At 66.9% G+C, this 7188-nt stretch carries 10 protein-coding genes; 6 read left to right on the top strand and 4 right to left on the bottom strand.

The window, feature by feature from the left end:
- The 5 genes from AC32QD_RS07905 to AC32QD_RS07885 form a co-directional block, all read left to right on the top strand.
- The coding region (locus tag AC32QD_RS07905) for an NADH-ubiquinone oxidoreductase-F iron-sulfur binding region domain-containing protein (RefSeq protein WP_492009947.1) at positions 1–375 on the top strand (375 nt) is incomplete at its 5' end.
- Positions 376–384: 9 nt separating this feature from the next.
- Complete coding sequence (locus tag AC32QD_RS07900; RefSeq protein WP_492009946.1) at positions 385–1266, top strand: hypothetical protein; 882 nt, start codon at positions 385–387, stop codon at positions 1264–1266.
- 23 nt (positions 1267–1289) lie between these two features.
- Positions 1290–2060, top strand: coding sequence for a methyltransferase domain-containing protein (locus tag AC32QD_RS07895; RefSeq protein ID WP_492009945.1), 771 nt, complete (start codon positions 1290–1292; stop codon positions 2058–2060).
- A gap of 9 nt (positions 2061–2069) precedes the next feature.
- Positions 2070–2693 (top strand): FMN-binding negative transcriptional regulator, encoded by a 624-nt coding sequence (locus tag AC32QD_RS07890; protein ID WP_492009944.1) that lies wholly within the window; start codon positions 2070–2072, stop codon positions 2691–2693.
- Between the two features lie 187 nt (positions 2694–2880).
- Positions 2881–3210, top strand: coding sequence for a DUF6280 family protein (locus AC32QD_RS07885; RefSeq protein WP_492009948.1), 330 nt, complete (start codon positions 2881–2883; stop codon positions 3208–3210).
- A gap of 130 nt (positions 3211–3340) precedes the next feature.
- On the opposite strand, the gene AC32QD_RS07880 is transcribed toward AC32QD_RS07885, so the two are convergent.
- The 3 genes from AC32QD_RS07880 to pdxH all read right to left on the bottom strand — a co-directional run bounded on the left by AC32QD_RS07880 (position 3341) and on the right by pdxH (position 5468).
- On the bottom strand, positions 3341–3967 hold the full coding sequence (locus AC32QD_RS07880; protein WP_492009943.1) for a glutathione S-transferase family protein: 627 nt from the start codon (positions 3965–3967) through the stop codon (positions 3341–3343).
- A gap of 39 nt (positions 3968–4006) precedes the next feature.
- Positions 4007–4750, bottom strand: coding sequence for an SDR family NAD(P)-dependent oxidoreductase (locus tag AC32QD_RS07875; RefSeq protein ID WP_492009942.1), 744 nt, complete (start codon positions 4748–4750; stop codon positions 4007–4009).
- 79 nt (positions 4751–4829) lie between these two features.
- Positions 4830–5468 (bottom strand): pyridoxamine 5'-phosphate oxidase, encoded by a 639-nt coding sequence (gene pdxH / locus AC32QD_RS07870; protein WP_492009941.1) that lies wholly within the window; start codon positions 5466–5468, stop codon positions 4830–4832.
- A gap of 141 nt (positions 5469–5609) precedes the next feature.
- Here pdxH and fabI point away from each other — a divergent pair, with 141 nt between their 5' ends.
- Entirely contained in the window at positions 5610–6422 is an 813-nt protein-coding gene (gene fabI / locus AC32QD_RS07865) for an enoyl-ACP reductase FabI (protein ID WP_492009940.1), read from the top strand.
- Positions 6423–6609: 187 nt separating this feature from the next.
- Here fabI and AC32QD_RS07860 read toward each other — a convergent pair.
- Positions 6610–7188: CehA/McbA family metallohydrolase domain-containing protein (locus AC32QD_RS07860; RefSeq protein WP_492009939.1), on the bottom strand; the 579-nt coding region annotated here is incomplete at its 5' end.

The raw sequence follows: 7188 nt of genomic DNA, 5'->3' as shown, positions 1-7188 counted from the left end.
GCCTACCAGCCGGGCGGGCCGTCCTCGGGCGTGCTGCCGGCCTCGCTCGACGACGTGCCGCTCGACTTCGACACGCTGCAGCCGCACGGCTCGTTCATCGGCTCGGCGGCGGTGGTGGTGCTCTCGGACAAGGACTCGATCAAGGAAGCCACGCTCAACATGCTGCGCTTCTTCGAGGACGAGAGCTGCGGCCAGTGCACGCCGTGTCGGGTCGGCTGCGAGAAGGCGGTCAAGCTGATGCAGGCCGAGACTTGGGACCGCGAGGTGCTGACCGACCTGAGCCAGGTGATGATCGACGCCTCGATCTGCGGTCTCGGCCAGGCGGCACCGAACCCGTTCCTGCTGGCGATGAAGTATTTCCCGGACGAGGTGTGATTCTACGTCATGTCCGAGTTTTGGCTGGAGGGTGATGAGTGGGATCTTGGTTACCGAAACTTAAGGGATGGAGAAAACTCATACTGCCAAACAGCTCGCAAGATTCTGGAGGAGTACTGGAAGAATTATCATTCCTACGCGGATGAGAATTTTTGCGTAGAGTTTGCGAGGAATCCAGACAATAGGTTCTGGGAGATGTATCTGACGAACATCCTCCTTGAGTCCGGGAAGAACGTTGTTCCTAGAGCGGATAGACCGCACGATGGACCGGATATTTTGATCGATGAAGCAGGAAGGCGAATTTGGATTGAGGCGATAACCTTTGGACCCGGGGCGGAGGGACACCCCGACCGCGTACCACCATTGAAATTCGATGGACAGGCTCACTCTGCACCAAACCAGCAGATCGAGCTTCGAATTTCTGGCGCATTTATGGAGAAATATAGAAAATTTGTACAGTATGCGGAGAAATTGGTCGTTTCAAGCGAAGATATAAAAATGATCGCTATTAATCCTGGAAAAACATCTGTTCTTTCGAGATACGATGGCCGCGGGTCGCCCATGACAGTCTTATATCCGCTCGGTGACCAGTATGTAACGTTCTACAAGGATTCAGATCATTCAGATACCGGATATCATTATCGTGAGGAAATTGAGAAAGCCACTGGTGCCGTGGTTAACATCGGCATGTTCGCGTCTGACGCTCATTCTGAGATAACCGCGTGTGTATATTCCTGCACGACGCTCGGAAATGTTGGTTTCGGCGGGAAAGGTGTGGCGATTTATCATAACTGTTTTCCGAGAAACGCTCTGCGATTCAGATGGATGCGTTGGGATATGGAGTGGGGTTGTCGTCAATCGGAAGATAGATGCGAATTGTTCCACGCTTGAATTAATCACTGTATGAATGGCGCGTGGAGTTCACGGGCCAGATCGCCGAGATCCAGCAGCGCCTTGCCGCCTGCCGCGAGATGGCGGCGCGGCGCAACGCCGTGTTGCAGGAGCTCGAGCCGCGCCGCGGCCAGCGCCTCCTCGAGGTCGGCTGCGGCGCCGGGCTCTTGCTGCGCGAGGTCGGGCTGGCGGTGGGGCCGCACGGGCTCGCCGCGGGCGTCGACGTCTCGCCCGACCAGATCGAAGCGGCCGAGCGCGAATGCGCCGGCGTGCCCGCGGTCAAGCCGATGGCCGCCGACGTGCGTCGGCTGGACTACCCCGACGGGGTGTTCGATGCCGCGCTCGCCGTGCAGACGCTGGAATATGTCGAGGACGTGGCCGGCGCGCTGGCCGAGCTGCGCCGGGTGCTCAAGCCCGGCGGTCGCTTGCTGTGCCTGGCGACGAACTGGGATTCGGCCTTCTGGCACGGGCCGCCCGAGGCGTTGACCGACGAGATCGCCGCGGCCTGGGACGGCCATGCGTGCTGGCCGAACCTGCCCGCGCGCCTGCCGCCGCTCCTGGCCCGGGCGGGCTTTGCCAACATCCGCTGGGTGCCGGTGCCGATCGTCAACCCGACGCTGCACGAGAACACCTTCGCCTACTGGGTCGCGCGGCTGATGGCGGCCTATGCCGCGAGGCGCGGCGTCGCCGAGGCGCGCGCCCGCGCCTGGCTCGCCGCGCTTGACGCGGCCGAGGAGGAGGGCGAGTTCTTCTTCTCGTCGGTGCCGATTCTGACCACCGCGCTCGCGGTCTGAGGAGGTCTCATGCATCCCAATCCCGTCTTCCGGCAAGAGCCGGAGAGCCGCGCCCTCGCCTATGCCGACGAGCGCGGCTTCGGCGTGCTCGCCGCCGCCGGCCCTCAGGGCGTGCTGGCCGCCCAGGTGCCCTTCGTCATGGAGGAGGGGCGGATCGCGGCGCACCTGGTGCGCTCGAACCCGCTGGCGCGGCACCTGCGCGCAGGGCCGGCCGAGGCGCTGATGATCGTGTGGGGCCCCGACGCCTATGTCTCGCCCGACTGGTACGGCGAGCCCGAGAAGGTGCCGACCTGGAACTACGTCACCGTGCATCTGCGCGGCCGGCTGGAGCTTCTCGAGACCGCGCGGCTGCGCCCGCATCTCGAGAAGCTGTCGGCCAGGTTCGAGGCGCGGCTGGCGCCCAAGGCGCCCTGGACGCTCGACAAGCTGAGCGCCGAGGCGCTGTTCGGTATGCTGCGCCAGATCGTGCCGGTGGAGATGACCATCGCCTCGGTGGACAGCACCTTCAAGCTCAACCAGAACCGCAGCGAGGCCGCGCGGCTCGGCGCCGCGCAGGCGATCGCGGCCGGCGGCACGCCGGGGCTCGAGACGGCGGCGCTGGCGGCGCTGATGCGGTCTGTCGCGGCCCCCTGAGCCGCGCGCAAGGTTTCGCAAGCCACAGCCCAAAGCGCGGTAATAACTGGAAAAACCCTAACAAAACACTTGGCAGGCGGCCATGCGGGGATTAAATGGGCTTCGACCGCCGTCAATGGACGGGGAAACCTGGGGCAAGCCCGGGATCCAGGTAACTGTGTGAGACTTCCAGGAGGATGTGCGCGTGCTGCGCGACACCGAACTGATCGCTTTCATCGACGAGCAGAGCCGCCGCGCGCGCAAGCTCTTCTCTGCCGTCGTGCTGGCCGCCCTCGACGATGCGATCAGGGACGAGAAGGCCAAGGGCAACGGCGCCGACGAGCTGGCGCGCTGGGCGCGCTCGCGCGATGGTCGCGAGGTGCTGAGCTGCGCCGGGATCGACCCGACCGAGCGCGTGATCGAGGGTATGATGACCTTCGTGCGCCGCGGCGTGCGCGTCTCCGCCGCGCTCAGGCGCGAGGAACGGGTCGCGGACGGCGGCGAGTCCGCGGATCGGCGGGACAATCTGGCAGCCTGAGCCCAGCCGCATGGCGCGGCAGCAGCGAACGCCGTGGCGGGATCGCCGGGGCGTTAACTCTTATATGTCTTATATAAGACCTGTAGGAATTTCCTGCGCGTCCCGGCACGCCTGACCAAGCTTCGCGGCCTCAGGGCAGCGGCACCTCGCTGACGAATTTCGGCACCTGGTAGCCCTTCTGCACCGCCGGCCGCTCGGCGATGCGAACATACCAATCGCGCACCCGCGGATAGGCGTTCAGGTCCATCTCCTGCCACTCGAATCGGCTGATCCAGGGCCAGATCGCCATGTCGGCGATGGAGTAGGCGCCAGCGACGAAGTCGCGGCCCTCCAGCCGACGGTCGAGCACGCCGTAGAGCCTGCGGGCCTCCTTGGAGAAGCGCTCCTCGGCATAGGGCGCCTTGCCGCGGTTGAATTTCACGAAGTGATGCACCTGGCCAAGGAACGGGCCGATCCCGCCCATCTGCCACATCAGCCACTCGATCACCCGCCAGCGGCCCTCGCCCACCTCGAGGAAGGCGCCGTGCTTCTCGGCGAGGTAGAGCATGATGGCGCCCGATTCCATCAGCGTCATGCCGCTGTCGCGGTCCACCAGCGCGGGGATCTTGTTGTTGGGCGAGATCTTCAGGAAGTCCGGGTCGTGCTGCTCACCCTCGCCGATGTTGATGGCGTGAGCGTCGTAGGAGACGCCGAGCTCCTCGAGCATGATCGAGACCTTGCGGCCGTTGGGCGTGGTCCAGGTATAGAGGTCGTACATGCTCCCCTTCCTCGCAGATTTTGCAGAAATTTCAGTGGGTCAGACGTGCTGGCCGCCGTTGATCTCGATCTCCACGCCCGAGACGTAGGAGCTTTCGGCGGTGCACAGATAGTAGATCGTGCGCGCCACCTCCTCGGGCTTGCCGAGGCGGCGCAGCGGGATCTGCTGCACCAGCCGCTCGCTGCCCGCGGACAGGATCGCGGTCTCGATCTCGCCCGGTGCGATGGCGTTGACGCGCACGCCGAGCGGGCCGAAGTCGTAGGCCATCTCGCGCGTCAGCGCGGCCAGCGCCGCCTTCGAGGTGGAATAGGCCGCACCGGCGAACGGGTGCACGCGGGCGCCCGCGATCGAGGTGACGTTGACCACCGCGCCCTTGGCGGCGGTCAGCTCGGCGATCAGGCCGCGGGCCAGCAGGACCGGTGCGAAGAAGTTGACGCGGAACACGTGCTCCCAGTCCGTGAAGTCGGTGGAGATGGTGTCGAGACGCTCGCCCCCCGGCCCCTTGGGCGAGATGCCGGCGTTGTTGACCAGCGCCTCCAGCCGGCCGCCGGTCAGCCGGCTGCGGATATCCTCGACCGCCGCGACAGTGCTGGCGGGGTCGGAGAGGTCGAGCTGGATGTGGTCCTCGGGGCCCGCCTCCCAGGGGCAGTCCTCGGGGAAGGCGTGGCGCGAGCAGGTGATCACCCGCCAGCCGGCCGAGGAGAAACGCTTGACCGTGGCATGTCCGATGCCGCGGCTGGCGCCGGTCAGGAGCAGCGTCTTGCGGTCGTTCGGCTCGGGCATGCGGGCTCCTCCGCGCGGGGTCTTGACTCCACTCTAGTGCCTGGGCGCGCCCGGCGCCACGGTGATCAGGGCACGATGATCAGGGATTGAGCCGCTGCACCGCCCATTTGGCGATGTCGGGCCTCAGCCGGGTCCAGCGGAAGCGGTCGTGCAGGCGGAAGTCGCCCTGCGCCCAGAACTCGATCTCGACGGGCCGGATGCGCAAGCCGCCCCAGTGCGGCGGGCGCGGCGGGTTGCGCGGGTACTTGGCGGCGATCTTGGCGACCTCGGCGAGCAGCGCGCGGCGGCTGGCCAGCGGGCGCGACTGGCGCGAGGCCCAGGCGCCGATGCGCGACTGGTAGGCGCGGCTGGCGTAATAGGCGTCAGCCTGGGCCGGGGCGACCGGCTCGACCGGACCGCGCAGGCGCAGCTGCCGGTTCAGGCTCTTCCAGTGCACCACCATGGCGGCGCGCGGGTTGGCCTTCAGCTCCTGGCCCTTGGCGCTGTCGAGATTGGTGTAGAAGACGAAGCCGCCGCGGGTCTGGCTTTGCTCGATCTCCTTCAAGAGCACCATGCGCACGTTGGGCATGCCCTGCGCGTCGACGGTCGAGAGCGCTGCCGCCTCGGGATCCCGCGGCTCGCCGGGCGCGGCCTCCTCGAGCCAGGCGCGTGCCAGGGCATAAGGGTCCTCGGCCTCGAAGATCCCCGTCAGCTTGCCGCCTGTCGTCAGCTCCACCATGCCGGCCTCCCGCGCCGAGATGCCGCGTCTCAATAGCGCGCGGCGCGGTGGCGCGAAAGGCCCCGCGGCCCATATCGCTTGATGCGCGGCGCGATTTCTCCTAACACGCCCGGGAACGAAAGCATCTTGGGGGAAATCCGCATGACGGCTGGGCTGATGGCGGGCAGACGTGGCCTGATCATGGGGGTCGCCAACGAGAAGTCGATCGCCTGGGCCATCGCGCAGGCCTGCGCCGCCCAGGGCGCCGAGCTCGCCTTCACCTATCAGGGCGACGCGCTGAAGAAGCGGGTGGAGCCGCTGGCGGCCTCGCTGAGCTCTCAGGTCGTGCTGCCCTGCGACGTCACCGATACCGCCTCGATGGACGCGGTGTTCGAGGCGCTCGCGGCGAAGTGGGGCCGGCTCGACTTCGTGCTGCACGCCATTGCCTATGCCGACAAGGCCGAGCTGAAGGGGCGCTATGTCGACACCTCGCCCGGCAATTTCGAGCGCTCGCTGAAGATCTCGTGCTACTCCTTCACGGCGCTGGCGCAGCGGGCCGAGAAGCTGATGAGCGAGGGCGGGTCGTTGCTGACGCTGACCTATTACGGCGCCGAGCGGGTGATGCCGCACTACAACGTCATGGGCGTGGCGAAGGCGGCGCTGGAGGCGAGCGTGCGCTACATGGCGATGGATCTGGGCCCCAAGAACATCCGGGTCAACTCGCTCTCGGCCGGGCCGATCCGCACGCTGGCGGCCTCGGGCATCGGCGACTTCCGCTATATCCTGAAGTGGAACGAGCTGAACTCGCCCTTGCGGCGCAATGTCAGCCAGGAGGACGTGGGCAAGGCCGGGTTCTACCTGCTCTCGGACCTCTCCTCGGGCGTGACCGGCGAGTGCCACCACGTCGACTGCGGCTACCATGTGGTCGGCATGAAGGCCGAGGACGCGCCCGATATCGCGCTCGAGAAGGACTGAGTCCGGGCGTCCAAATTTGGGCGCACTACTAAACCAATGATTCCAAACGAATACCTGTTTGGACGCGCGTTATGGTTAACGCGCGCCGACACGGGTCTGCGCTGTCCCGGGCCTGACCCGGGATCTCGATCGGTCGCGCCAGACGGTGCGCGGCCCCCGATTGGGTCCGGTGCGGCGGGCCTTGGTCTCAGTCGAGCCAGAGCGGATTGGACCAGGCGCGCCGGCCGGCGGCGTCGTGCACGGCGAGGCGCAGCCAGCCGCCGGCGCGGAAGGGCGCAAGCGGCAGGGCGGCGCGGGTGAGGTCGCGGCCGTGGACCACCCTGGAGGCCGCGTTGGCGCCGATGGCGATGACATGGGCGGCGGGGGAGCACTCGACCACGACCTGATCGCCCTCGATGCGGAAATCGTGAAGCTCGGGCCCGGTCGAGGCGTAGTAGGCACCCTCGCGGAGCGCGGCCACGAGCGTCTCGGGCTCGTTCGCCGCGGCCTTCACCATGACCCAGCCGCCGAAATGGTCGGGGGCGTGGAAATGCGCGTCGTCGGTGGCGCACAGCGTCAGCCGGCGGCCCTCGGAGAGCAGCGTGTCGAGGAGCGCCACGCCGAAGCCGCGGTCGCACTCGACATGGCAGCCGTGGTTGTAGATCTCGACCGCGTGCGCGGCGGCGATCGGGCGCGCGTCCTGGGGCGTCAGGCCGTTCCATTCGGGATGCGCCAGCGCCACGAAGGCGCCGGCCTCGGCCGCCCGCCGCGCCAGCTCGGCCGCGGG

Source organism: Thermohalobaculum sp., from assembly GCF_058622915.1.
Note: the sequence above shows the minus strand (reverse complement) of the source record. Positions and strands in the feature narration are given on the sequence as shown.

Coding starts and splice junctions, on each gene's coding strand:
- AC32QD_RS07900 (WP_492009946.1), top strand. CDS start 385: ATGTCCGAGTTTTGGCTGGAGGGTGATGAGTGGGATCTTGGTTACCGA.
- AC32QD_RS07890 (WP_492009944.1), top strand. CDS start 2,070: ATGCATCCCAATCCCGTCTTCCGGCAAGAGCCGGAGAGCCGCGCCCTC.
- AC32QD_RS07880 (WP_492009943.1), bottom strand. CDS start 3,967: ATGTACGACCTCTATACCTGGACCACGCCCAACGGCCGCAAGGTCTCG.
- AC32QD_RS07875 (WP_492009942.1), bottom strand. CDS start 4,750: ATGCCCGAGCCGAACGACCGCAAGACGCTGCTCCTGACCGGCGCCAGC.
- pdxH (WP_492009941.1), bottom strand. CDS start 5,468: ATGGTGGAGCTGACGACAGGCGGCAAGCTGACGGGGATCTTCGAGGCC.
- fabI (WP_492009940.1), top strand. CDS start 5,610: ATGACGGCTGGGCTGATGGCGGGCAGACGTGGCCTGATCATGGGGGTC.